Genomic DNA, 25,433 nt, shown 5'->3' with positions numbered 1-25,433 from the left:
CGATCATATCGCTTTGGAAATGGAGCTTTTTAGCTTTAACTAGTATAGAATTGCTACTGTTTTGCAAATGGTGACCGCAGCGGATCGCCATGGTAAAGAATTTGTTGACTCCGTTCCTGTAGTCTCGGGTCTGGGCGGACATGATGCCCCGTTGCGCCAGAAACTGAAGATGACGGATACGACTGTCGATGACCCAGAATCACAAATACTCCCTTCGTGGTCTTGCTCTCGCCTTCATTGTCGCCGCCCAGGTGGGGCTGGTCCCCGACAACGCGAAAGCCGATTCCCGGTTCCAGAAATGGATCGCGGATTTTTACCAAACAGCCGCTCAGAGTGGCATCAGTAAGGCAACTTATCAAAAGGCCTTTTCCGGGGTGAGCGAGCCCGATCCGACCGTGCTCGAAAAGGCGGCCTACCAGCCGGAATTCACTTCGAAAATCTGGGACTACGTCGATTCCCGCGTCAATCCCTATACGGTCAAGATCGGCCGCGAGATGGCCGCCAAGCACGCCAGGACGCTGGCTGCGATCGAACAGCGATTCGGCGTCGACAAGACCATTCTGCTTGCCATCTGGTCGATGGAATCGAATTACGGCGCCATCCTTGATAAGGACGACCGGCTGCATTACGTGCCGCGCGCTCTGGCAACGCTTGGTTACGCCGATCCGAGCCGCGCCAAATTCGCCAAGAAGCAGCTGATCGCTGCGCTGAAAATCCTGCAGAACGGCGACGTGCCGGCACGCGAGATGACCGGCTCCTGGGCCGGCGCCATGGGCCACACCCAGTTCATTCCGACAAGCTACCTGCTGTATGCCGTCGATGCCGACGGCAATGGCCATCGCGACATCTGGAACTCGGTGCCCGATGCGCTGGCCACCTCGGCCAATCTGCTGATGAAGAACGGCTGGGACACCGGCAAGACCTGGGGCTACGAGGTTGTCGTTCCCGCTGCAGCCGCCAAGCAGATCGGCAAGACCCATACGCTCGCCCAATGGGCAGCCCTCGGCCTGACCCGCCCGAACGGCAAGGCCTTCCGTGAGAGCGGTACCAAGGCGGTGCTGAAAATGCCGGCTGGGCCCAGTGGCCCGGGCTTCCTGATGACCGCCAACTTCTTCACCATCAAGAACTACAATGCGTCGGACAGCTATGCACTTGCCGTCGGCCTGCTTGCCGATCAGATCGCCGGCTACGGCGGCATGCAACAGCGCTGGCCGCGCCCGGACGGCGCCCTCGACATCACCGAGAAATTCGAGCTGCAGACCCGTCTGAAGACGCTCGGTTATTACAATGGCGAGGTCGACGGCAATTTCGGCTCGGGTTCGAAAGCGGCGATATCGGCGGTGCAGTCTCGCATCGGCATGCAGCCGGACGGCGAGCCCTCATTGCCGCTTCTGAACGCCCTTCGTCGCTAGAAGCGGCGGAATCGTGACCTAGATAAGAGCGGGTGTGGACGCTGGCCTGTCCTGCGTGCAAGATGCCGGCAGATGCGGAACTGCCCATGACGAAGAAAACTGACCGGACCCCAATCCGTTGGATCGCGCTCGCCCTGGCGGCGGTTTCGCTATGCCTTGGCCCGCTTGCGCCAGTGCATATGGCGGAAGCCCAGGAGCAGCGCTACCAGCGCCGCTCGATCCTCGATTTCTTCCTCGGCCGGCGCTACCTCGACGACGGGCCGCAGGCGCCTGATGTCCCGCAGCCGCGGCGCCAGCAACGCAAGCGCCCGCCGCCGCAGAAAGCCATCGTCAACACCCGCACCGCGCCGCCGATCCGCGCGCCCGTGCAGGAGGAGCCGGTCGTGCAAAAGCTCAGCGACGCCAAGAAAATCCTGATCGTCGGCGATTTCCTGGCCAGCGGCCTCGGCGACGGCCTGACTGCGGCCTTCGAGACTTCGCCGGGGGTCGTCGTCGAAGCCCGCGGCAACGTCTCATCCGGTCTTGTCCGAGACGATTATTACGATTGGCCGGAACAGCTGCCGGCGATGATCGACGAGCTGAAGCCAGCCATGGTCGTCGTCATGATCGGCGCCAACGACCGCCAACAGATGGCGACCGATACCGCCAAGGAGAAGTTCCGCACCGACGGCTGGTTTAGCGAATACCGCCGCCGCGTCCTTTCCTTCGGGAAAGAAGTTACCGACCGCAAGATCCCGCTGCTCTGGGTCGGTCTTCCCGCCTTCGAATCCGATCAGATGACGGCCGATGCCGTCCAGATGAACCAGCTTTACCGCAACCAGGTCGAAAGCATCGGTGGCGAATTCGTCGATATCTGGGATGGTTTCGTCGATGAAAACAGCAACTTCATCGTCACCGGCTCGGATGTGAACGGCCAGCAGGTGCGCCTCCGCACCTCCGATGGCATTAACCTGACGCAGGCCGGCCGGCGCAAGCTCGCCTTCTATGTCGAAAAGCCTGCCCGCCGCATTCTCGGCACCCAGGCAAGCCCGGATTTGGTCCGCCTGGACGAAAGCAATCTGCCGGGCCTCGGCCTTCCAACCAATCCGGTCGAACACACCGTGCCGATCAGCCTCTCCGACCCCAATCTCGACGGCGGCGCCGAGCTTCTCGGCGCGAGGCCCCCGCCAATTACTTTGACCAGGTCGCCCCGCGACCTCCTGGTCGAGCAGGGCGAAATGACGCCCGCGCCGCCCGGCCGCGTCGACGATTACCGCCTGCCTGCGGCAAAGACGCCGGCTGAAGTCTCGGTGAAATGAAAAGTCGGCGCGGCAGCCTTCCGCATCGTTCCGTTAACGCCGCTGCCGCCTGCGGCCAGCTTCCCGGCATTGCTTGAGGCTTGCGGCGGATACCGGCTCGTCAAGCGGTCGCATCCAGCACATATCCCAACAAAAAACTCCGCCGGAAGGACGGAGTTTTTGTCTCGGGATCTCTATGCGGCCTGCGGTCAGTTCGGCAGAACGCTCGAACCCATCAATGCCTCGTCGATGGCGCGCGCCGCCTGGCGGCCTTCGCGGATTGCCCAGACCACCAGCGACTGGCCGCGGCGCACGTCGCCCGCCGTCCAGAACTTGTCGACCGACGTCTTGTAGTCGCGGTCGTTGGCGACGACATTGGTGGAGCCGCGCTTGTCGGTGTTGAGGGTCAACTTGCCCTCGAGTTCCTTCAGCACGCTTGTCGTGAACGGGCCGCGGAAACCGATGGCGATGAAGGCCAGATCGGCGCGGATGATGAATTCCGTGCCCGGAACCGGCCGCCGGCGCTCGTCGACCTCGCAGCACTTGACCCCGGTCAGCACGCCGTCTTCGCCGACGAATTCGAGTGTTGCCACTTGGAACTCGCGCACGGCGCCTTCGGCTTGCGAAGAGGAGGTGCGCATCTTCGTCGCCCAGAAGGGCCAGACGGCGAGCTTGTCTTCCTTCTCAGGCGGCTGCGGCCGGATGTCGAGCTGGGTGACCTTGACGGCGCCCTGGCGAAACGCCGTGCCGACGCAGTCCGAAGCCGTGTCGCCACCGCCGACGACGACGATATGTTTGGCGCCTGCAAGGATCGGGTCCGACGGCCAGCCGACGCTGTCGATGTTCTCGCGCCCGACACGGCGGTTCTGCTGCACCAGATAGGGCATGGCATCATGCACACCGGCAAGATCCGTGCCCGGAATGCCCGCTTCGCGCGGTGTCTCGGAGCCGCCGCAATAAAGGACGGCGTCGTGATCGGCGAGCAGCTGCTCGACCTTGACGTCGACGCCGACATTGGCGCCGCAATGGAAGGTGACCCCCTCGCCCTTCATCTGCTCGACGCGGCGGTCGATGAAGTTCTTCTCCATCTTGAAGTCGGGAATGCCATAGCGCAGCAGGCCGCCCGGCTTGGTCTCGCGCTCATAGACATGCACCTCGTGGCCGGCGCGGCCGAGCTGCTGGGCAGCCGCCATGCCGGCGGGGCCGGAGCCGATCACAGCAACCTTCTTGCCGGTATGAACCGTAGCCGGCTGCGGCCGGATGAAGCCGAGCTCATAGGCCTTGTCGGCGATCGCCTGTTCGACCGTCTTGATGGCAACAGGCGCATCTTCGAGGTTCAAAGTGCAGGCTTCCTCGCAGGGCGCCGGGCAGACGCGGCCGGTGAACTCCGGGAAGTTGTTGGTCGAATGCAGGTTCTGGATCGCCGCTTCCCAGTTGTTGTTGTAGACAAGGTCGTTCCAGTCGGGGATCTGGTTGTGCACAGGGCAGCCCGTCGGGCCGTGACAATAGGGGATGCCACAGTCCATGCAGCGCGCGGCCTGTTTCTGCACTTCCGGGTCCGACATCGGGATCGTGAACTCACGGAAATGGCGGATACGATCCGAGGCCGGCTGGTACTTCGCCACTTGCCGGTCGATTTCCAGAAACCCTGTTACCTTACCCATATCTTCGTCCCTTACCCTCATGACCGCCTCATCCGCGGCCAATTGTCTGTCGTCAGTCCCGGAATTCCGGGCGGGTTGCTTCTCTTGACCGTCATTGGAACATATCCCCTGAAACTTCCGGGCGATCTCGACGGCCATCGGCCATCGGCGTGATCATCACGGATCATCGAGACGTTTCCGATATTCGCCACCTGCAATCAGCACGTGGCGAATATCCCGGTGCAATTCACTCGGCAGCGATGCCCATCCGGCTGCGCTCCATTTCCTCAAGCGCACGACGGTATTCCACAGGCATGACCTTACGGAACTTCGGGCGGTAGTCGGCCCAGCTGTCGAGGATCTGCTTGGCGCGGGTGGAGCCCGTATAGTGCAGATGGTTGGAGATCAGCTGGTAAAGGCGCTCCTCGTCATGGCGGGTCATGTCGCCCGAGACGTCGACGCGTCCCTTGTGCATGAGATCGCCGCCGTGATGATGCAGCTTCTCCAGCATGTCGTCCTCCTCCGGCACCGGCTCGAGTTCGACCATCGCCATATTGCAGCGGCTGGCGAAATCGCCGGTTTCGTCGAGCACATAGGCGACACCGCCGGACATGCCGGCTGCAAAGTTGCGGCCGGTCGCGCCGAGCACAACGACGACGCCGCCGGTCATGTATTCGCAGCCATGGTCGCCGACACCTTCGACAATGGCGATCGCTCCCGAGTTGCGGACGGCGAACCGTTCGCCCGCCACGCCGCGGAAGTAGCATTCGCCCTCGGTCGCGCCGTAAAGCACGGTGTTGCCGACGATGATCGAGTTCTCGGCGACGATCCGCGAATTTTCCGGCGGCCGGATGATGATCTTGCCGCCCGAAAGCCCCTTGCCGACATAGTCGTTGCCATCGCCGATCAGGTTGAAGGTGATGCCGCGCGCCAGGAAGGCGCCGAAGCTCTGACCCGCCGTGCCGCGTAGCGTCACATTGATCGTGTCTTCCTTCAGCCCGCGATGGCGGTAACGCTTGGCGACCTCGCCGGACAGCATCGCACCTGCCGAACGGTCGACGTTCTTGATGCCGACCTCGAAGGCGACGGGCGTCTTGTCGGTCAGCGCCGGCTCAGCCTGCGCAATCAGCGCGCGGTCGAGAATATCGTCGATCGGGTGCTGCTGCCGGCTCGTCCAGAAAGTCTCTTCCTTGGCGGCATCGACCTTGTGGAAGATGCGGCTGAAGTCGAGCCCCTTGGCCTTCCAATGCGCCAGCATCTCGTCCTTCTCCAGCAGCTCCGAGGCACCGATGATCTCGTCGAGCCGGGTGACCCCGAGCGAGGCGAGAATTTCGCGCACTTCGTTGGCAACGAAGAAGAAGTAGTTGATGACGTGCTCCGGCGTGCCCTTGAAGCGCTTGCGCAGCACCGGATCCTGCGTCGCCACGCCGACCGGACAGGTGTTGAGATGGCACTTGCGCATCATGATGCAGCCGGCGGCGATCAGCGGCGCGGTGGCGAAGCCGAATTCGTCGGCGCCGAGCAGCGCCCCGATGATGACATCGCGGCCGGTCTTCAGGCCACCGTCCACCTGCAGTGCAATACGCGACCGCAGGCCGTTCAGCACCAGCGTCTGCTGGGTTTCGGCAAGGCCGATCTCCCAGGGGCTGCCGGCATGCTTGAGCGAGGTCAGCGGCGACGCACCCGTGCCGCCGTCGAAGCCGGCGACCGTAATATGGTCTGCGCGCGCCTTGGCGACGCCGGCCGCAACCGTGCCGACGCCGACTTCGGAGACCAGCTTGACCGAGACATCGGAGGTCGGGTTGACGTTCTTCAGATCGTAGATCAGCTGCGCCAGATCCTCGATCGAATAGATGTCGTGGTGCGGCGGCGGCGAGATCAGGCCGACGCCCGGCGTCGAGTGACGGGTCTTGGCGACCGTCGCATCGACCTTGTGACCGGGCAGCTGGCCGCCTTCGCCGGGCTTGGCGCCCTGCGCCACCTTGATCTGCAGCACGTCGGCGTTGACCAGGTATTCGGTCGTGACGCCGAAGCGGCCCGACGCGATCTGCTTGATCGCCGATCGTTCCGGGTTGCTCGAACCATCGGAGAGCGGCATGTAGCGGTCGGATTCCTCGCCGCCCTCGCCGGTGTTCGACTTGCCGCCGATCCGGTTCATGGCAATCGCCAGCGTCGTATGCGCCTCACGCGAGATCGAGCCGAAGGACATCGCCCCGGTCGAGAAGCGCTTGACGATATCGGCCGCCGGCTCGACCTCATCGATCGACACCGGCTTGCGACCGAGCGCCTCGGCGCTTTTGATGTTGAACAGCCCGCGGATCGTGTTCATCCGCAGCGCCGAATCGTTGACCATCTCGGAGAATTCGCGGTAGCGGTCCTCGGCATTGCCGCGCACGGCGTGCTGCAGGGCGGCAACCGCATCCGGCGTCCAGGCATGGCTTTCGCCGCGCATGCGGTAGGCGTATTCACCGCCGATATCGAGCGTCGTCGCCAGCAGCGGATCGGTGCCGAAGGCCGCGTTATGGCGCGCGACGGTCTCTTCGGCGATCGCCTCAAGGCCGATGCCTTCGATCATCGTCGCGGTGCCGAAGAAATACTTGTCAACAAGTTCCGACGACAGGCCGATCGCATCGAAGATCTGCGCGCCGCAATAGGACTGATAGGTCGAAATGCCCATCTTCGACATGACCTTGAGGATGCCTTTGCCGACCGCCTTGATGTAGCGGTAGACGACCTCGGAAGCATCCACTTCCTTCGGGAATTCACCCTTGGCATGCATGTCGAGCAGCGTGTCGAAGGCGAGATAGGGATTGATCGCCTCGGCGCCGTAGCCCGCGAGCAGGCAGAAATGATGGACCTCACGCGGTTCGCCGGTCTCGACGACGAGACCAACCGAGGTGCGAAGCCCCTTTCGGATCAGGTGATGGTGCACGGCCGCCGTTGCCAGCAGCGCCGGAATGGCAATCCGATCTGGCCCGATCTGGCGGTCGGAGAGCACGATGATGTTGTAGCCGCCCTTGACGGCCGCTTCCGCGCGCTCGCAGAGCCGGTCGAGCATCTCAGGCATGCCCGCCGCGCCGCGCTCGATGTCATAGGTGAAATCGAGCGTCTTGGTGTCGAAACGGTCCTCGGTATGGCCGATCGAGCGGATCTTTTCGAGATCGCCATTGGTGAGGATCGGCTGACGCACTTCGAGCCGCTTGGCGTTCGCCATGCCTTCATGGTCGAGAATATTCGGCCGCGGGCCGATGAAGGAGACGAGGCTCATGACCAGTTCCTCGCGGATCGGGTCGATCGGCGGGTTCGTCACCTGCGCGAAGTTCTGCTTGAAATAGGTGTAGAGCAGCTTCGGCTTTTCCGACATCGCCGAGATCGGCGTGTCCGTGCCCATCGAGCCGATCGCCTCCTGGCCCGTCGTCGCCATTGGCGACATCAGGATGCGGGTATCTTCGAGCGTGTAGCCGAAGGCCTGCTGACGGTCGAGCAGCGACACGTCGCGGCGCAGCGCCCGCGGCTCCACCGGCTTCAGTTCTTCGAGGATCAACTGGGTGCGGCCGAGCCAGCTGCGATAGGGATGCGCCGTCGCAAGCTTCGACTTTACCTCGTCGTCGGAGATGATGCGGCCTTCTTCCATATCGATCAGCAGCATCTTGCCGGGCTGCAGACGCCACTTCTGGATGATCTTCTCCTCCGGAACCGGCAAGACCCCGGCTTCCGACGCCATGATGACACGGTCGTCATCGGTGACGAGGTAGCGCGCCGGCCGCAGGCCGTTGCGGTCGAGCGTCGCGCCGATCTGCTTGCCGTCGGTGAAGGCAACGGCAGCCGGTCCGTCCCAGGGCTCCATCAGCGCGGCGTGATATTCGTAGAAGGCCTTGCGTTCTGGAGCCATCGACTGATTGCCGGCCCAGGCCTCCGGGATCAGCATCATCACGGCATGCGCCATCGAATAACCGCCGCGCACGAGGAATTCGAGCGCATTGTCGAAACAGGCCGTGTCGGACTGTCCTTCATAGGAGATCGGCCAGAGCTTGGAGATATCCTCGCCGAATAGCGGCGAGGAGACCGAGGCCTGGCGCGCCGCCATCCAGTTGACGTTGCCGCGCAGCGTGTTGATTTCGCCGTTGTGGGCGACCATGCGGTAGGGATGCGCGAGCTTCCACGACGGGAAGGTGTTGGTCGAGAAACGCTGGTGCACCAGGGCGACCGCGCTTTCGAAACGCGGGTCCGTCAGATCCTTGTAATAGGCGCCGACCTGATAGGCCAGGAACATGCCCTTGTAGACCACCGTCCCCGACGACAGCGACACCGGATAGAAATTGCTCTCTTCGCCGTCGAACTCGTCATAGATGCGATTGGAGATCACCTTGCGCAGGGTGAACAGCCGACGCTCGAACTCGTCGTTGTTTTCGGCATCCTCGCCGGCGCCGATGAAGACCTGCACGTGATGCGGCTCGGTGGCGGCAATCGCCGGCGCCTTGGACAGCGAGGAATTGTCGACCGGCACGTCACGAAAGCCGATAAGGACCTGGCCTTCCTCGGTGACGACATCCTTGATCACCTTCTTGAAGTGCTCGATCTGCTTTTCATCGCGCGGCATGAAGATGTGGCCGACGCCATATTCGCCGGCCGGCGGCAGGGTGATGCCCTGCGCGGCCATTTCCTCGCGGAAGAACCGGTCGGGGATCTGCACCAGGATGCCGGCGCCGTCGCCCATCAGCGGATCGGCCCCGACGGCGCCGCGATGCGTCAGGTTCTCGAGGATGAACAAGCCGTCCTTGACGATCTGGTGCGACTTCTGGCCCTTCATATGGGCGACGAAGCCGACGCCGCAGGCATCATGTTCGTTGCGCGGGTCGTAAAGACCTTGTTTCTTCGGCAGGCCGGAGGCGGATTTGGACATATTGGCCGTGGCGCGCACATTGGCAGCAGCGAACCGGTCAAATTCCATGGATGGCGTCTTCGTCATCATCTTTCCTCCTGTCGAAGCCCGCGGAGCCGCGGGCGGCTTTTCGTCCTGTGCCGCAACCAAAATAGGTCCGGCGCATGACAGCGCTGTTGCATGGTGAAGATCGGCCGCAGACATCTGCTTATCAAGGAAAGCAAACCGTCGCGTTCCGCGCCTGCCATTCGCCCTCCGCGCAACGCCCTTGAGGCTTGACGCTCGGAAGAACTATAGCGTGAAAAGCCGTCCGTTCCAGGGCTTTCGGCGCCTCTTCGGCCGTTCGGGCCAAAATAGGACAGCAACACTGTCCTAATTCATCTGCTCTATGCCAGAAAGCATTCGGGTCCGCAAGAGCGCGTCCTCAAAAAACGTCATTTTGCGACGGAAGATTACCGGATCGGTCGCCACCGCGAAATAAAATTACGAAAAAGATGATCATTTTGTTTATTGATTGCGTAGTTCAATTTCTGTGATGTGTCATGGGCAACAGCCTTGATCCTGTGAAGCTTTGGCGTAATCTCCGCCTCGGCCCTGCCAAACCCTTCCTTTGCATCGGTTCCCCTCATGTTCTTTGCTTCCGATAACTGGGCCGGCGCCCATAGATCCATTGCCGAACGTCTGCTGGCGGAATCGGCCGGTTTTGCCGCCGCCTATGGCGCCGGCGATCTCGACAAGAAGGTCGAGGCTCGTTTCTCCGAAGTCTTCGAGCGCGAGGTTTCGGTATTCTTCGTCGCCACCGGCACCGCCGCCAACTCACTGTCGCTGGCAAGCGTCCAGCGCCCCGGCGGTATCACCTTCTGCCATTCGGAGGCGCATGTGATCGAGGATGAATGCGGCGCGCCGGAATTTTTCTCCGGCTCCGCCCGCCTCGCCGCCGTCGACGGCGAGGCCGGCAAGATCGATCCGGCCAAGCTTTCCGCAAAAATCGCACACTTTCCGGAGGACGCCCTCCGTCAAGGACGCGCCAGCGCCGTGACCATCACCCAGGCAACCGAGATCGGCACCGTCTATTCCCTTCCCGAGATCGGCGAGATCGCCGCCATAGCAAGGAAACGTAACCTGCCGCTCCACATGGACGGCGCCCGTTTTGCCAACGCGCTGATCGCCCTTGGCGCGACGCCGGCCGAAATGACCTGGAAGCGCGGCGTCGACATGCTGTCCTTCGGCGGCACCAAGAATGGCTGCTGGTGTGCGGAAGCGATCGTCTTCTTCGATCCGGATCGCGCCCGGGAAATGCCCTTCATCCGCAAGCGCGCCGCCCAGCTCTTTTCCAAGTCGCGTTTCATCGCCGCCCAGTTCGATGCCTATTTCGAAAACGGCCTCTGGCTTGATCTCGCCCGTCATTCGAACGGCATGGCCAGCCGCCTGCGCGCCGGTATCGGCGCCAGCAACGCCGCCCGCCTTGCCTGGCCGACCGCTTCCAACGAAGTCTTCGCCGTCGTCAGCAAACATGCGGCAAAAACCGCCGAGGAAAAGGGCGCAAAATTCTACGAGTGGCCGGTCCCGGCGGCAACGCCCGAACTGGTTTCCGAGAACGAAACCCTGATCCGCCTCGTCACCAGCTTCGCGACGACGGAAGCGGACGTGGATGGCTTTCTGAAGTGCCTGGCCGCCTGACCGCCTCCGAGCCTGCCTGCCGCAGGCCTTTCGGCGACGCAGTGGCTCACGCCGACCTCAGCCCTCTCACTTTCTGCAGAATATCGTCCGAAAGGGCTGCGACCAGCGCCTGATCCGCCCCCTTGCGCGGCACCAGCACGAATTCCACGCCCTCCAGCAGCGGAAGCTTTGCCGCAGCGATCTCTTTCAGCCCCGAAGGCGCCATGCTGCGCGGCTGCACCAGCACGCCCATCCCGGCCCGCGCCGCCGCCGTCAGCCCGCTGAGGCTCCCACAGGTGCAGACGATCCGCCACGCCACGCCGTTTCGCGCCAGCGCTTCCAGCGCGATCGCCCGTGTGACGCTCGGCGGCGGAAAGGCGATCAGCGGCAAAGGGCCGGAGGCCAGCACACGTTCAGGATCGCGCGCCAGCCAGACGAGCGGTTCGCGATAGACCAGTTTTCCACGGGCATCGCCGAGCCGGCGCTTGGCGAGCACCAGATCGATTTCGCCATTGTCCTGCATCTCGTAGAGGACGCCGGATAGCGCCACCGTCAGTTCCAGATCGACGGAGGGATGCGACCGAACGAAATCCTCCAGCACGGCCGGCAGCTGGCTGGTGACGAAATCCTCCGACACGCCGAGCCGCAGGCGGCCGCGCAGGCTGTTGCCCCGAAACAGCGACTGCACCTGCCCTTCGATCGAAAGCATGCTGCGCGCATGCGACAGCAGTGCCTCGCCATCGCCTGTTAAAATGACCTTGTGCGTGTCACGTGCCAGGAGCTTGCGGCCGAGTGCCGCCTCCAGGCGCTGGATGTGCTGGCTGACCGTAGACTGGCCGAGACCGAGCCTTTCCGCAGCCAGCGTGAAGCTGCCCATCTGTTCCACGGCGACGAAACTGCGCAGTTGCGAAAGGTCCAGCATGATCCAGCTTCTTGATAACTGTTATTTCTTGCATCGTGGATCATAATGGACGACAAAACAATGACTATCTGTCACGCCGCGAGACCGCCATGCGCCGCTTTTTGCCTGATACGTTTACGACCCTGCTGGTCTGCACCGTCATTCTCGCCTCGCTATTTCCGGCGAGCGGCACATTCGCAGGTTATTTCGGCATCGCCACCGATCTTGCCATCGCCGCCCTGTTCTTTCTGCACGGCGCCCGCCTTTCGCGTGATGTCGTCATAGCAGGCCTGTTGCACTGGCGCCTGCATCTCGTCATCCTGCTGACCACCTTCGGCATCTTCCCCTTGCTTGGTCTCGGCCTCGGCTTCATCCCCGACACGATCCTGCCGCAGCCGCTCTACCTCGGCATTCTCTTCCTCTGCGTGCTGCCGTCGACGGTGCAGTCGTCGATCGCCTTCACCTCGATGGCCGGCGGCAATGTGCCTGCTGCCATCTGCTCCGCCTCGGCCTCCAACATTTTCGGCATGTTCCTGACGCCGCTGCTGGTCGGCCTGCTCTTTTCCGTCGGCGGCCATGGCGGCTTTTCCTTCGACGCATTGCAGCAGATCCTGTTGCAGCTGCTTGCCCCCTTCATCGTCGGTCAAATCCTGCAGCCCTGGATCGGCGACTGGATTCGCGCCAAGAAGAAGATTTTGATGCCCGTCGACCGCGGCTCGATCCTGATGGTGGTCTATCTCGCCTTCTCGACGGCGGTGGTGGAGGGCCTGTGGCACACCTTCTCGATCACCGACATCGCCGTCGTCATTATCGCCGATATGGTTCTCCTCGGAATCGTGCTGGTGCTGACAATGTTCGGCAGCCGCCGGCTCGGCTTCAACAAGGCCGACGAGATCACCATCACCTTCTGCGGCTCGAAGAAGAGCCTTGCAAGCGGTGTGCCGATGGCAAACGTCATCTTTTCAGGCCAGTCGATCGGCGCGATCGTGCTGCCGCTGATGCTCTTCCATCAGATCCAGCTGATGGTCTGCGCCCTCATCGCCCAGAAATACGCCGCCGCCGCGGCCCGCCGCGCAACGGAAAAGGAAATAGACGAAGCCGCCAGTCCGGCCTGAACCTATTGCCGCAATAAAAAACGGCGCCCCGATCGGAGCGCCGTTTTTTTTCTTAACGGATGTGATTAGCCGTTGATGACTTGCGCTTCGATGGCCTTCGGAGCCTCGACCGGCTCTGCGGCAATCGCAATCTTGCGGGGCTTCATGGCCTCGGGAATGTTGCGCAGAAGGTCGATATGCAGCAGGCCGTTCTTCAGCGAAGCGGCAGTCACCTCGACATGGTCGGCAAGCTGGAAGCGGCGCTCGAAGGCGCGCTTGGCGATGCCGCGATAGAGGAATTCGCCATTTTCGGCAGGTTCCTCGGCCTTTTCACCCTTCACGGACAGCACATGGGCGTGGGCTTCGATCGAAAGTTCGGTCTCGTCGAAACCGGCAACCGCCATGGTGATCCGATAGGTGTTTTCACCGGTGCGCTCGATATTATAGGGCGGATAGGTCTGGGCCTGCTCCGGCTGGGCGAGGCTGTCGAGCATGGTGAAGAGCCGGTCGAAACCGACGGTCGAGCGATAGAGCGGAGAGAAGTCTACGTGACGCATGATGTCCTCCTGTGGAAGCGACGTGTTGCGATAAAATGCCCCTGAAACCCCATCTTTGGCGGTCTCGGGACGGTTGCGCGGGCCCTCTTCGGCACCCGCAAAAAGGAGATGGTGATGGGATTTGACGAGTTCAAGACCCTCCCGAAATTGCCCGGCCGGCCCGTGAACCCCGCATGAACGGCCGGTTCGGAGCGCATTCAGGCGCCGGCGCCTAGAGATCGCAGCGTCGGGTGAATCTGGTCCCGATGGCTGAAGTGCATCGTCCCTTCTTCTTCAGCCTCAAACTCGGCCGGCTGTGAGCACCCTCATGCTCCTGCCGGCCCTTTTCGCGCTTTGCAGACTTGCGGACGCCGCCGCTTTCCAAGCCGGGTGCCATGCGTTATCCCTGATACGAAGCACTCAGCAGCGGCGCATTGGCAAAGTCATGGATCAGGTTCTCTATTCGACGCCCGACAATCCCGCCCCGGAAAACCGCACGGAAGGGTTCTTCGAAACCCATGACGGCCACCGGCTGCGTTATGCCGTTTTTCGCTCCGGCGCCCAGGTCGCCAAGGGCACGGTCGTCATCCTGCACGGCCGCAACGAATATATTGAGAAATATTTCGAGACGATCCGCGACCTGACGGCCAAAGGTCTCTGGGTCGCCACCTTCGATATGCGCGGCCAGGGCGGTTCTGGACGGCTCCTGAAGCGGCGCAACCACGGCCACATCCGCCGCTTCGGCGATTACGAACGTGATCTCGACACCTTCCTCGAAAAGGTGGTGCTGCCGGATACCCGCCTGCCCTTCTACCTGCTCGCTCATTCCACAGGCGGGTTGATCGCGCTCTCGGCCGCGCCCTATCTCAACACCCGTATCGATCGCATGGTGCTGTCGGCGCCCTTTATCGGCCTGACCGGCCAGTCGGCCTCGCCCCGCGTCATCCGCGCCCTGGCCGGCGCGTTGACGGCAATCGGTCTTGGTTCCTTGCCGCTGACCTCGAAGCTGAAGGAACCGGATTTCCGCGACAACCCGCTGACCTCGGACGAAACCCGCTTTGAGCGCAATGTCGCGATGATGAAGGCGCATCCCGAGCTGACGCTCGGGCCGCCGACGGCCCGCTGGCTGACCGAGGCTTTCCGCACGATGGACCGGGTCACCTCGCCCTACCATCTCTTCTCGATCACCATCCCGACCATCGTCATCGCTCCGACGCGTGACGGTGTCGTGCCCTACACAGCGCAGGAGCGGCTCTCGCGTTATTTCCGCGCCGGCCAGCTGATCCCGATCAACGGCGCCCGCCACGAGATTCTCCAGGAACGGGATACCTACCGCGCGGCCGCCCTTGCCGCCTTCCACGCCTTCATTCCCGGCAGTGACGCCGAGGAAAACCAGGATGTCGCCGCCCTCGGCACATGAATGGGTTTAGCCCTGCGGATCCGGATCAACGCTGCAGGATGGCGATCGCCTGCTCGTAGACGGCCCGGCTGCCGGCGGCGATGATCGAGCCGCCGTTCTCAGGCCGCCCGCCGTCCCAGGTGGTGATGATGCCGCCCGCCCCTTCGATGACCGGAATGATACCGCCGACGTCATAGGGCTTCAGACTGTTTTCGATGACGAGATCGATATGGCCGGCGGCAAGCAGCGCATAGGCATAGCAGTCGCATCCATAGCGGAAGAGCCGCACCTGGCCCTCGATCTCCCGGTATTTTTCCATCTCCGTGCCGGCGAAGAGATGCGGCGAGGTGGTGAACAGGATGGCGTTCGAAAGCGTCTCGCACTGGCGCGTCGTCAGCCGCCGTTCGCCCTCCGGCCCGCTATAGATCGAACCATTCTGATCGGCGAAATAACGCTCGCCGGTAAAGGGCTGTTCGATCATGCCCATGATCGCTCGGCCCTCTTTCTGCAGACCGATCAGCGTCCCCCACACCGGCAGGCCTGATATGAAGGCGCGCGTGCCGTCGATCGGATCGATCACCCAGACATAGTCGCGGTCGAGCCCGATATTACCGTGCTCCTCGCCGAGAATGCCATGGTCGGGAAAACTCTCTTCGATCAGGGCCCGGATGGCAAGTTCGGCCGCCCGGTCACCCTCCGTCACCGGATCGAATCCGGAGGAAAGCTTGTTGGTGACGTCGAGGCCCGAGCGGAAACGCGGCAGCGTCTCGGCCTTGGCGGCCTCCGCCAGACGGTTGAAGAACGAGCGGTCAGGAAGCATGGTCGATCCGTTTGCTGGCGGGCGTGGTGCTTTCATAGCGAAAAGCAGCGGGAATGCAAACGGGAGCCGTTCGGCCGAACTGCCCAAAGATATCGCAGCGCAATATATTGCTTGACATTTGTGCAACGCAATAGTAGCCTCCTTCGTACAGTCTTCTGACTGTAAATACCCTCCTTGGGTGTTTCCTCCCTAGACTTAGCCGCGCTTACAAGCGCGGTTTTTTTTGGCGGCGAAGACCGGCCGGATAATGTCGGTGAAATCGACTGAGCTATTCGGCGGCCAGCGCCCGATCGCCGGCGAATTTCTCGACATAATCCGCCATCTGCTGCATGAAACCCGTGACCGCCTCGGCCACCGCGGCGAAGTCAGCGCGTTTTTCCAGCGTCACCTCGTCGACATAGATCGCCCGGTTCACTTCGATCTGCAGCGCATGCAGCCCGCGCGAGGGCCGGCCGTAATGTTCGGTGATGAAGCCGCCGGCATAGGGCTTGTTGCGGATTGCCGCGAAACCCATTTCCTCGAGGATGGCGATGGCGGCGCGCGAAAGTTCGGCCGATGCACTGGTGCCGTAGCGATCGCCGATGATGAAATCGGGCCGTGCGGTATAGCCGGCGACACGCACATTGCCGGGCATCGAGTGGCAGTCGATCAGCACGCCGAAGCCGAACTGCACATGCGTCCGCGCGATCAGCCGCCGTAGCGTCGCATGATAGGGCTTGTAGACCGCTTCGACCCGGTCGAGCCCCTCCTGCACCGGCAGCCGCCGCGCATAGATCTCCATGTTCTCGGCGACGATACGCGGAATGGTGCCGAGCCCGCCGGCGACCCGCAGCGAATTGACATTGGCATAGGGCGGCAGTAGCCCGTCGAACATCCGCGGGTCGAGCTCGTAGGGCTCGCGATTGACGTCGAGATAGGCGCGCGGAAAGTTGGCGGCGAGAAGCGGTGCGCCGAGTGCCACGGCCGAGCCGAAGAGCTCGTCGACATAATGATCCTCGGAACGGCGGATGGCGATGCCCTCGAGCCTGGACTGGGCGATAAATTCCGGTGGATAAATACGGCCGCTATGCGGGGAGTTGTAGACGAAGGGAATGGTCTGCGACACGGGCTCATGAACCTCAAAAAGCTCGTATTCGCGTATCTCCGGCACTTTCGGCCCTCTTTACCATGTCATGAACTGGCTGCTGTGCCCATGTTGCCAGTTGCCCGGCCCCAAGTCCATACTATGTAGGAGGGATGCGGCCGCGCACAGGCAATTCACCGGTTGTTTACCGGGTCAAGACTAGTGTAAACGCTTGGCAGCCCACCAAAACTTATTGATCAGCGGTCTGGATTGATGACTCAGAAGATACTTCTCGCAGAAGACGACAACGACATGCGCCGCTTCCTGGTGAAAGCGCTCGAAAAGGCCGGTTACAAGGTCCTTTCCTATGACAATGGCGCCAGCGCCTACGACCGGCTGCGCGAGGAGCCGTTTTCCCTGCTGCTGACCGATATCGTCATGCCCGAGATGGACGGCATCGAGCTGGCGCGCCGCGCCACCGAACTCGACCCCGACCTGAAGGTGATGTTCATCACCGGCTTTGCGGCCGTGGCGCTGAACCCTGATTCGAAGGCGCCGAAGGATGCCAAGGTCCTTTCTAAGCCTTTCCACCTGCGCGATCTCGTCGACGAGGTCAACAAAATGCTTGCCGCATAAGGCTTGCCGGGTGGCGTGTCACAAAACTGAAAAAAGCCTATTGACGGCTCCGAAGGTTTTGTGATCTATGCGCCGCCATCGGATGGGCGTGTAGCTCAGCGGGAGAGCACTACGTTGACATCGTAGGGGTCACAGGTTCAATCCCTGTCACGCCCACCATCCGATCTCCTTGCCCCACGAGGGGTTTTCGCCAAACCGCTGATTGGTGAATTGTTCCCGGTTCTCTTCTTTACCACTGCCGATGCCGGATCTTCGTCGCTTCTGGCGCAGGCGACATAGCGTCGATCGCTGATCCGCTGCCAGTGAGACTTTGAGCCCGACATCCGCACGTCCGCACAAAGCGCGCTGGTCAGGTTGAGCCGATTCACGCAGATTGCGATTATCTGCGCTCGCATATGAGAACGCGCTCATTCGAGCATCAATTGCATACCACTCACGAGCCCTCAGCCCTTCGTTGTTTGTGACGGACAGATGACGAGTTTGTGACAAAACGCGTGTTATTTCAGCAACATAACCATGCCGGCCTGCTGTCATGATTGATATCGTTGTTGCGGCGCAGCATCCCCTATGTAAGTTCCGCGGCGAGGCAGGCGCCAAGCCAAAAGGCGCCGCTTCGCTCACACGGGGTGAAGATCCGTAGGGACTGCCGATGGCAACGGTCTTCATCCTCTTGCATCTGAACTGGAGGTTATTCCATGAACATCAAGAGCCTTCTTCTCGGCTCCGCTGCTGCTCTCGCAGCAGTATCCGGCGCCCAGGCTGCTGACGCTATCGTTGCTGCCGAGCCGGAACCGGTTGAATATGTTCGCGTCTGCGACGCTTACGGCACCGGCTATTTCTACATCCCGGGCACCGAAACCTGCCTCAAGATCAACGGCTATATCCGTTTCCAGGTTGACGTCGCTCCGAACGCCAGCTCGATCGGCGCCAGCGGCGGCGGTTCTGTCGCCAACGACTCGGATTGGGACGCCCGTACGCGCGGCCAGGTTCAGTTCACCGCCAAGAGCGACACCGAATACGGTCCGCTGACCGGCGTCATCGTCATGCAGTTCAATGCTGACAACGCCTCTGCCCAGAAGGCTCAGCTCGACTCCGCTTACCTCGACATCGCCGGCTTCCGCGCTGGTCTGTTCTACAGCTGGTGGGACGACGGCCTCTCCGGCGAAACCGACGACATCGGCTCGCCGGTCACGCTGCATAACTCCATCCGTTATCAGTACGAAACCGACGCCTTCTACGCCGGCATCAGCGTCGACGAGCTGGAAGACAGCCCGTTCTACAACGGCGAAACCGCCAACAACGTCGGCGTTGCCGTCGGTCTCGGTGGCAAGGCCGGTGCCTTCAGCTACCAGATCACTGCCGGTTACGACACCGACAACGAAGAAGGCGCCATCCGGGCCATGGGTACGGTTGCTGTCGGCCCGGGCACGCTCGGCCTCGCAGTTGTCTACGCAACGAACCCGAACGCCTATTACAACAAGGCTGAATGGGCAATCGCTGCCGAGTACGCCATCAAGGCGACTGACAAGCTGAAGATCACACCGGCTGTTCAGTACTACGACAACTACGGTGTCACTGCCGGCGAGTTCAACGACGACGTCAGCGCCTGGAAGGCCGGCGTAACGATCGACTACCAGATCGTCGACAACCTCGCAGCCAAGGTCTCGGTTCAGTACCTCGATCCGGACAATGCTGCTGACGTAACCTCGGGCTACTTCCGCCTGCAGCGCGCGTTCTAATAAAAGGGCTGCTGGCGCTGTGTGCCGGCAGCTACAAATTCCTGATCCGACTGACCTCCGATCGGGAAAGAATGGGCCTGGACTTCCCTGCCTAGGCCCATTCCCCTTGACCAGAATGTGTCCAAGACGGCAGGCGCTCTATCAGCGCCTTGCCACCGCCATGCCGCATCTGTTCGTTGTCGATGCTCCGCATCCCAACCCATCGCCGACCCTTGTGACCGCTTCCCGAGCCAGCCCGGCCGCCGATGGAAACTTTCCGCCTCGGGGAACAACAGAACCAAATTTCGGACACAGAGCCGTGCCATGGCCGAACCGAGGATGAGGTGGTGATTCGCCTCGCCAGCACATGGGGTTTGAGATCGAAATGAAATTATCCGCGCCTGTTGCCGCCGCAATTTTTTCCGCCGCCCTCGCCTTGCCGGCCGCTGCAGCGCCAGCGTCTCCTGCCGAGACGTTTCCAGGCGCGCCCGGCGTCATCACGCTCTCCGGCAAATGCGCCAAGCTTGTCGTCGCCAAGTTCGACGCCACCAAGGGCTGCAAGAACGAACTCGCCAGCGTCACGCTGGTCAATGGCCTGGTGACCTTCATCTTCACGTCGGACGGCAAGGCGCTCGGCTTTCAGGGCGATGGCAGCGGCATCAAGCCCGCTTCCAACGGCAATGCCCGCCTGCCGCTCAGCCTCGTCACCACAGGCGTCGGCAATAAGATGACCGGGGAGGTTAAGGTCGCCGGCTTCTGCACCTTCGGCAATCCCTATGCCGGCAAGCCGATTGCGATCGAATGTACGGCCGAAAGCAAGGATTCCTCGTTTACCGGCAGCTTCCGCACCGGCGGTAAGCTGGTGAAAAAGGGAAAGTAGAGCAATCCCGGCAAAAGGGCGCAGCGGTTTAGCGTCCGGGATTGTGTGAAAATGTTCTAGCCGTCAAGCGCACCACGCACCGCCGGCAGCGCCTGGCTTGCGCGCCAGCCCTTCATTGATCAGCTGCGCGCCGAACGAGCGCCCGTCGCGCGAGACGACACGCGGCGCTCCGGATGGCTCAGCCTTGCCCGCAGCATTCATGGTGAAGGGACCGGCGTTCAGAAGGGCCAGCAGCCGAGACTTTGCGGCAAAGGCCACCCTACGTTCGCCGTCACAGCGCGCCTGGTCGACGACCGGGCTTGCCATATCGGCGATCACGATCTTCTCCCCCTTGTACCAGAAGACGCCGCCATCGCCGACGCAGTTGATATGGGCGCCTTGCCCGCAATAACCAAAAGCGATTGTCCCGGCTTCCGGATTGGCGGGGGTAAGTGGAGACGGCACCGCCTTGCCCGGCTGGACGGCTGGCGTCGGGATGGTCGCCGGCGGCAGCAGCTGCGATTGCGGCGCCGGCGGTACGGCTTTCGGCGTGGGTGTGGCAAGCGCCACCTGCTTCGGCGGCACGTCCTTCCTGGCGGCAGGTCTAGGCTCCGCCGTTTCGCGCGCCACCGGCGCCGATTGCCGGGCAAACATCGGCTGGATGCTCCTCCAATGGTCATGAGCGACGATGCCGCCGATCGCGGCAATGCCGATCACCGCCCAGGGCAGCAATCCGCCACCGCTGCTGCGCGCTTTGCTCTTTCCTCTCGCCGGCGCCTTGCGGCGGCCGCGTGTCGCTGTCTTGGCCATCTGTCCGAATCCCGTGAGGCCGGGATTATCGCCGCCCAATCCTTTCTGAAAGGTTGGCGCCGCGGCACGACGATGCCGGGTTCGCCGATCTTTCATGCGAATACCAGCCGGCTTGGGAGAAGCGCTGCGTGGAATCCACGCGAATGAGTGAAAAAAGCCGAACAAATCTAGCGCTCAGACGTTAGCCAGCGAAAAATTCATCCGTTGTAGGAAAATCCATGGATCTGATCATCGCCGACATGATACCGGCGTCGCGTATCCACTATCCCATCATCTTTGCCCGCCTGCTCGGTGCCATCGTCTTCGGCGGGTTGATAGGCTTCGAGCGTGAGGCACGCGACCGCCCGGCAGGCTTCCGCACCCATATTCTGATCAGTCTTGCTGCTGCCCTCTTCGCCATCATTTCGATCGAGGCGGTGCACATGCCGGGGTTTGCCGATGACGAGCAGGTGCGGATCGACCCGCTGCGCGTCATCGAAGCCGTGACCGCCGGCGTCGCCTTCCTTGCCGCCGGCATGATCGTCTTTGCCAGGGGCCGGGTGCACGGGCTGACGACGGGGGCCGGCATGTGGCTTTCCGGCGCAATCGGCCTTGCCATGGGTTTCGGATATTGGCCGATCGCCTTCTTCACGACGTTGGCTGCCATTTGCGTGCTCTTCGCCTTCGGCAAGCTCGAACACCGATTCGGCTACAATTCCGCCCGGCGCGCCGATCGGGACAAAGAGCAGTAGAAAACGAAACGCCCGGCATATGCCGGGCGTATATCATTGCGCCTGTCTGATTCGTCATTCGGAGCGTGCGGCCGGAGCATCGCTTGTCCCAACCGGCGCCGGGCCGCCGGAGGCGGTAAGCGGCTTCTGGCGTTTGCCGATATCAATGCGCTCGTCCGCCGCCTCGCGCACGGCCTGCCATTCGTTTTCGTGCCGGATAAAAATCTCGCGGGGCACAAAGTTGATCGTCATATTGTTTCTCACCCTGTTTCAATTCTGCGGTAAGCCGCGCCAAGCAGGCTTGCGCAATGCCGGTTATTTCTTGCTTTCTGCATTACCCTTGATGTCGGGACCACCCTTGGAAAGATCCGCACCGGTAACGTGGGCTGGCACGTGGATGTCGTGGTAGACGCCCGGGGTCAGAGTCAGGTCGACATGATGCGGCGGCAGCACCTGCGCCTTCTGCATGCGGTTCGGCTTCGCCCGCTTCATGCGGTCGGACGCCTCCGTGCGTTTGTCGGGAACATGGGTCGAAGTGTGCATCATCGGCCTCCTTTTTAAGCTCAACCAGTGTCTAACGAGCAGGCACCGGGATGGTTCCAAAAAAACACTTCGTCTCCGTGCGGCCGCCGGCCTTGACTGCCTCGCGAAGTTGATTACCTATGGCCTGTCCCCAGCCTTCCAGACATCGGCTGCGGGTAATTTTGGTGCCGGGCCCCTCTGGCGAGAGTTTTTACGGCGCTCTCGTGATGTCGGTACCGCCTGCAGCTTAGCCGGCGGATTTTTCATCGATGAACAAGATCACCATGCCTTATCCGCATGCCCGTTGTGGCATGCCGCGCTCCTCCCTCTCCACCATGATTTGCGGCCGCGAGGTGCGGCCATGAACCAGCCCGCGACCCACCACTCCTCGCTCAGCTATTTCCGCTGGGCCTTCATCGTCACTGCCCTCGGCCTACTTCTCGGCGCCGTGCTCGGCTGGCAGACGACAGGCACGATCGGCGGCATGGCGACCGTCTTCTTCATCTGCACCGTGCTTGCGGTCCTTGAGATCTCGCTCTCCTTTGACAATGCCATCGTCAACGCCAACAAGCTGAAGGAGATGACACCGGCCTGGCAGAAGCGATTCCTCACCTGGGGCATCATCATCGCCGTCTTCGGCATGCGCATTGTCTTTCCGCTGGCGATCGTTGCGATCGCGGCACGGATCGGCCCCTGGGATGCGCTTGTGCTTGCCGCCCGTGAGCCGGAAGAATATGCCCGCATCATGAATGACGCGCATCTGCCGATCGCAGCCTTCGGCGGCACCTTCCTGATGATGGTCGGCCTCAGCTACTTCTTCGACCACGAGAAGAAAATCCATTGGTTCCGAGGCCTGGAAAAAGTGATGGCGCGCTCAGCCACCATCAGGGGCATCGAGATCGCTTTCGTTCTGGCGCTGATGCTGGTTTTCTCCTGGCTGATCGGCGGCGAGCAGGCGAGCGTCTTTGTCCATTGCGCCATCTACGGGCTGCTCACCTTCCTGGCGGTCGAGGTGGTGGGTGAACTGCTCGATGCCTCGCAACAGACGATGAGTGCTGCCGCCAAGGGCGGCCTCGGCGCCTTCATCTATCTCGAGGTGCTGGATGCCAGCTTCTCCTTCGACGGCGTCATCGGCGCCTTTGCATTGACGCAGAACCTCTTCGTCATTGCGATCGGCCTCGGTATCGGCGCCATGTATGTGCGCTCGATGACGATCATGCTGGTGGAGAAGGGGACACTTGCCGAATACCGCTATCTCGAGCACGGCGCCTTCTACGCCATCCTGATCCTCTCGGTAATCATGTATGCGCAGACCCTGGTGCACATCCCCGAGGTTATCACCGGGCTCGGCGGCGCGACGCTGATCGGTCTGTCGCTCTGGTCTTCCATTCGCCACAACAGGCGCGAGCGGGTGGAGGATCATGCCAACCGGGAGGAAGAGCTTCACGCCTGACGATTGCAATGCATTTAGAAATAGAGCCGCAGCGCTTGGCGTTGCGGCCTTCCCTTTGGACAAAAATAAAGCCCGCGACCAATCGGTTGCGGGCTAATTCATTCATGCATCGCTTCCAGCTTGTTAGCGGGAAACATGACCGAAGGAGGCCGGGTCGATGCCGAGTTCCCTCAGGTCGCTGGCACGCGGCCGGCGGCCGGCTTCAACGGCGGCGCTGACAGCATTTGCGGCGCCAAGCACTGCAAATGCGCGACCGAAGAAACCTGTGCGGACTGAATTGCGGATGGCGGACATTGTCCATTTCCTCTTGTTTTGATTGACCGCTTATAGATGATATCGCGCAGGTCGCCCCACAATGCTCAGAAAATCACCGCAGCCATGCAAAAACAGAAGGCCGGCGCATGTTTCCATGGCCAGCCTTGAGGGAGGGGTAATGTCGTCTTTTTAGTCTTCGTTTGCAGCCAGCTGCGACAGCACCTGGCCGCGACCGCGAATCCGCAGGATCAGCGGGATGAGAAAGGCGGCCGCCGCAACGATAAGCAGTCCGGCGGCGATCGGCGACATCACCAGCGTCGTGACGTCGCCTTGGCTGATTGCCAGCGCACGGCGCAGCTGCTGCTCGGCCAGCGGCCCGAGGATCAGGCCGACGACGGCAGGCGCAATCGGATAGCCGAAGAGCCGCATGAGATAGCCGAGCAAGCCGAAGGCGAGCAGCATGCCGAGTTCGAACACCGACGGATTGGCGCCGATCGTCCCGAGCGTCGCAAACAGCAGGATGCCCGCATAAAGCCAAGGCTTCGGAATCGTCAGCAGCTTTACCCAGAGCCCGATCATCGGCAGGTTCAAGACCAGCAGCATCGCATTGGCGATGAGCAGGCTGGCAATCAGCCCCCAGACGAGCTGCGGATTGGTGGCAAACAGCAGCGGCCCCGGCTGCAAGCCGTATTGCTGGAAGCCGGCAAGCATGATGGCCGCGGTTGCCGTCGTCGGCAGGCCGAGGGTCAGAAGCGGCACCAGCGTGCCGGCGGCCGACGCGTTGTTGGCAGCCTCTGGACCGGCCACGCCTTCGATCGCGCCATGGCCGAACTCCTCCGGGTTCTTGGCCAGCCGCTTTTCGGTGGCATAGGAAAGGAAAGTGCCGATTTCAGCGCCGCCCGCCGGCATCGCGCCGATCGGAAAGCCGATCAAGGTGCCGCGCAGCCAGGGCTTCCAGGACCGCGCCCAGTCCTCAGCCGTCATCCACAGCGAACCCTTGACCGCCTCGACCTTCTCGGCAATGCGGTTGCCCTGCGCGGCAATATAAAGCGTCTCGCCGATCGCAAACATCGCCACCGCAAGCGTCGTCACCTCGACACCGTCGAGCAGGTCGGGAATGCCGAAGGAAAGCCGCGCCTGCCCCGTCTGCTGGTCGATGCCGACCATGGCGAGCGCGAAGCCGATGAACAGCGCCGTCAAACCCCTAAGGGCTGAATCGCCGAAGGCCGAGGAGACGGTGACGAAGGCAAGCACCATCAGCGCGAAATATTCGCGCGGCCCGAAGACCAGCGCCAGCTTGACAATATAAGGAGCAATGAAGGCGAGCCCCAGCGTCGCAATCAGGCCGGCGACGAAGGAGCCGATCGCCGCTGTCGCCAGCGCCGGTCCGCCGCGCCCGGCGCGCGCCATCTTGTTGCCCTCGAGCGCCGTGACGATCGAGGCGCTTTCACCCGGCGTGTTGAGCAGGATCGAGGTCGTCGAGCCGCCATACATGCCACCATAATAGATGCCGGCGAACATGATCAGCGAGCCGCCGGGATCGAGCTTGTAGGTGACGGGCAACAGCAGCGCCACGGTGAGTGCCGGGCCGATGCCGGGCAGCACGCCGACGGCGGTGCCGAGCGTCACGCCGACCAGCGCATAAACCAGGTTCATCGGCTGCATCGCAACCAGGATACCCTGCCATAGGAATTCGAATGTGCTCATCTTGGTGTCCCAAGCAGCGTTCCCGACCATGTGATTTCGAGGTCAGGCGCCGCGTAAAATCAAAAGAGCTGACAGCG

At 62.0% G+C, this 25,433-nt stretch carries 22 protein-coding genes and 1 tRNA gene; 11 read left to right on the top strand and 12 right to left on the bottom strand.

The window, feature by feature from the left end; all coding sequences use genetic code 11:
• Positions 1-188: 188 nt before the first annotated feature.
• Both FHX03_RS18855 and FHX03_RS18850 read left to right on the top strand, forming a co-directional pair.
• Positions 189-1,412: a lytic murein transglycosylase gene (locus FHX03_RS18855; protein WP_097628752.1), complete on the top strand. Its 1,224-nt coding sequence runs from the start codon at positions 189-191 to the stop codon at positions 1,410-1,412.
• Between the two features lie 62 nt (positions 1,413-1,474).
• Entirely contained in the window at positions 1,475-2,710 is a 1,236-nt protein-coding gene (locus tag FHX03_RS18850; RefSeq protein WP_183854946.1) for a DUF459 domain-containing protein, read from the top strand.
• 188 nt (positions 2,711-2,898) lie between these two features.
• Here the strand turns inward: FHX03_RS18850 and FHX03_RS18845 are convergent, their stop codons facing one another.
• Together FHX03_RS18845 and gltB are read right to left on the bottom strand one after the other, a co-directional pair.
• Positions 2,899-4,353, bottom strand: a complete 1,455-nt coding sequence (locus tag FHX03_RS18845) for a glutamate synthase subunit beta (RefSeq protein ID WP_183854944.1) — start codon at positions 4,351-4,353, stop codon at positions 2,899-2,901.
• Positions 4,354-4,579: 226 nt separating this feature from the next.
• On the bottom strand, positions 4,580-9,304 hold the full coding sequence (gene gltB, locus FHX03_RS18840; RefSeq protein ID WP_179867170.1) for a glutamate synthase large subunit: 4,725 nt from the start codon (positions 9,302-9,304) through the stop codon (positions 4,580-4,582).
• Positions 9,305-9,841: 537 nt separating this feature from the next.
• Between gltB and FHX03_RS18835 the strand changes: the two genes are divergently transcribed.
• Positions 9,842-10,894, top strand: coding sequence for a threonine aldolase family protein (locus FHX03_RS18835; RefSeq protein WP_003585809.1), 1,053 nt, complete (start codon positions 9,842-9,844; stop codon positions 10,892-10,894).
• Positions 10,895-10,940: 46 nt separating this feature from the next.
• Here the strand turns inward: FHX03_RS18835 and FHX03_RS18830 are convergent, their stop codons facing one another.
• Positions 10,941-11,795, bottom strand: a complete 855-nt coding sequence (locus FHX03_RS18830; RefSeq protein ID WP_183854942.1) for a LysR family transcriptional regulator — start codon at positions 11,793-11,795, stop codon at positions 10,941-10,943.
• Between the two features lie 89 nt (positions 11,796-11,884).
• Here FHX03_RS18830 and FHX03_RS18825 point away from each other — a divergent pair, with 89 nt between their 5' ends.
• Positions 11,885-12,889, top strand: a complete 1,005-nt coding sequence (locus FHX03_RS18825) for a bile acid:sodium symporter family protein (RefSeq protein WP_183854940.1) — start codon at positions 11,885-11,887, stop codon at positions 12,887-12,889.
• A 65-nt stretch (positions 12,890-12,954) separates the two neighbouring features.
• Here FHX03_RS18825 and FHX03_RS18820 read toward each other — a convergent pair whose 3' ends face one another.
• Entirely contained in the window at positions 12,955-13,425 is a 471-nt protein-coding gene (locus tag FHX03_RS18820) for an Hsp20 family protein (RefSeq protein ID WP_037073833.1), read from the bottom strand.
• A 424-nt stretch (positions 13,426-13,849) separates the two neighbouring features.
• Between FHX03_RS18820 and FHX03_RS18815 the strand changes: the two genes are divergently transcribed.
• Positions 13,850-14,824, top strand: a complete 975-nt coding sequence (locus FHX03_RS18815; RefSeq protein WP_097628798.1) for an alpha/beta fold hydrolase — start codon at positions 13,850-13,852, stop codon at positions 14,822-14,824.
• 25 nt (positions 14,825-14,849) lie between these two features.
• Here FHX03_RS18815 and hisN read toward each other — a convergent pair whose 3' ends face one another.
• Positions 14,850-15,623, bottom strand: a complete 774-nt coding sequence (gene hisN, locus FHX03_RS18810; protein ID WP_097628747.1) for a histidinol-phosphatase — start codon at positions 15,621-15,623, stop codon at positions 14,850-14,852.
• Between the two features lie 268 nt (positions 15,624-15,891).
• Complete coding sequence (locus tag FHX03_RS18805; protein WP_003585818.1) at positions 15,892-16,773, bottom strand: N-formylglutamate amidohydrolase; 882 nt, start codon at positions 16,771-16,773, stop codon at positions 15,892-15,894.
• A 186-nt stretch (positions 16,774-16,959) separates the two neighbouring features.
• Here FHX03_RS18805 and cpdR1 point away from each other — a divergent pair, with 186 nt between their 5' ends.
• Both cpdR1 and FHX03_RS18795 read left to right on the top strand, forming a co-directional pair.
• Positions 16,960-17,322 (top strand): response regulator CpdR1, encoded by a 363-nt coding sequence (gene cpdR1 / locus FHX03_RS18800; protein ID WP_003542883.1) that lies wholly within the window; start codon positions 16,960-16,962, stop codon positions 17,320-17,322.
• A gap of 84 nt (positions 17,323-17,406) precedes the next feature.
• Positions 17,407-17,481 (top strand) — tRNA-Val (locus FHX03_RS18795).
• Here the strand turns inward: FHX03_RS18795 and FHX03_RS18790 are convergent.
• Positions 17,470-17,856 carry a hypothetical protein gene (locus FHX03_RS18790; RefSeq protein WP_183854938.1) on the bottom strand — a complete coding sequence of 129 codons (387 nt, stop codon included), beginning with the start codon at positions 17,854-17,856 and terminating at the stop codon, positions 17,470-17,472. The genes FHX03_RS18795 and FHX03_RS18790 overlap by 12 nt on opposite strands.
• Before the next feature lie 161 nt (positions 17,857-18,017).
• Here FHX03_RS18790 and FHX03_RS18785 point away from each other — a divergent pair, with 161 nt between their 5' ends.
• On the top strand, positions 18,018-19,061 hold the full coding sequence (locus FHX03_RS18785; RefSeq protein ID WP_097628746.1) for a porin: 1,044 nt from the start codon (positions 18,018-18,020) through the stop codon (positions 19,059-19,061).
• A 346-nt stretch (positions 19,062-19,407) separates the two neighbouring features.
• The gene (locus FHX03_RS18780) at positions 19,408-19,920 is read left to right on the top strand and encodes a hypothetical protein (RefSeq protein WP_097628745.1); all 513 of its coding nucleotides are present in this window, start codon (positions 19,408-19,410) and stop codon (positions 19,918-19,920) included.
• A 63-nt stretch (positions 19,921-19,983) separates the two neighbouring features.
• Here FHX03_RS18780 and FHX03_RS18775 read toward each other — a convergent pair whose 3' ends face one another.
• Entirely contained in the window at positions 19,984-20,709 is a 726-nt protein-coding gene (locus tag FHX03_RS18775; protein WP_183854936.1) for a hypothetical protein, read from the bottom strand.
• Between the two features lie 218 nt (positions 20,710-20,927).
• Between FHX03_RS18775 and FHX03_RS18770 the strand changes: the two genes are divergently transcribed.
• Complete coding sequence (locus FHX03_RS18770) at positions 20,928-21,440, top strand: MgtC/SapB family protein (protein WP_097628744.1); 513 nt, start codon at positions 20,928-20,930, stop codon at positions 21,438-21,440.
• A gap of 54 nt (positions 21,441-21,494) precedes the next feature.
• Here FHX03_RS18770 and FHX03_RS18765 read toward each other — a convergent pair whose 3' ends face one another.
• Together FHX03_RS18765 and FHX03_RS18760 are read right to left on the bottom strand one after the other, a co-directional pair.
• Positions 21,495-21,671, bottom strand: a complete 177-nt coding sequence (locus FHX03_RS18765) for a hypothetical protein (protein ID WP_183778620.1) — start codon at positions 21,669-21,671, stop codon at positions 21,495-21,497.
• 63 nt (positions 21,672-21,734) lie between these two features.
• A complete protein-coding gene (locus FHX03_RS18760) occupies positions 21,735-21,965 on the bottom strand; it encodes a hypothetical protein (RefSeq protein ID WP_097628743.1) in 231 nt (76 codons plus the stop codon).
• A gap of 337 nt (positions 21,966-22,302) precedes the next feature.
• Here FHX03_RS18760 and FHX03_RS18755 point away from each other — a divergent pair, with 337 nt between their 5' ends.
• The gene (locus tag FHX03_RS18755) at positions 22,303-23,394 is read left to right on the top strand and encodes a DUF475 domain-containing protein (RefSeq protein WP_183854934.1); all 1,092 of its coding nucleotides are present in this window, start codon (positions 22,303-22,305) and stop codon (positions 23,392-23,394) included.
• Between the two features lie 123 nt (positions 23,395-23,517).
• Here the strand turns inward: FHX03_RS18755 and FHX03_RS18750 are convergent, their stop codons facing one another.
• Together FHX03_RS18750 and FHX03_RS18745 are read right to left on the bottom strand one after the other, a co-directional pair.
• Complete coding sequence (locus FHX03_RS18750) at positions 23,518-23,688, bottom strand: hypothetical protein (protein ID WP_003585831.1); 171 nt, start codon at positions 23,686-23,688, stop codon at positions 23,518-23,520.
• A gap of 150 nt (positions 23,689-23,838) precedes the next feature.
• On the bottom strand, positions 23,839-25,356 hold the full coding sequence (locus FHX03_RS18745; RefSeq protein WP_003585833.1) for a tripartite tricarboxylate transporter permease: 1,518 nt from the start codon (positions 25,354-25,356) through the stop codon (positions 23,839-23,841).
• Between the last annotated feature and the right edge of the window lie 77 nt (positions 25,357-25,433).

Source organism: Rhizobium sp. BK456 (genome assembly GCF_014194045.1).
Classification (GTDB): Bacteria; Pseudomonadota; Alphaproteobacteria; order Rhizobiales; family Rhizobiaceae; genus Rhizobium; species Rhizobium redzepovicii.
This window is presented reverse-complemented; position numbering and strand designations above follow the sequence as displayed.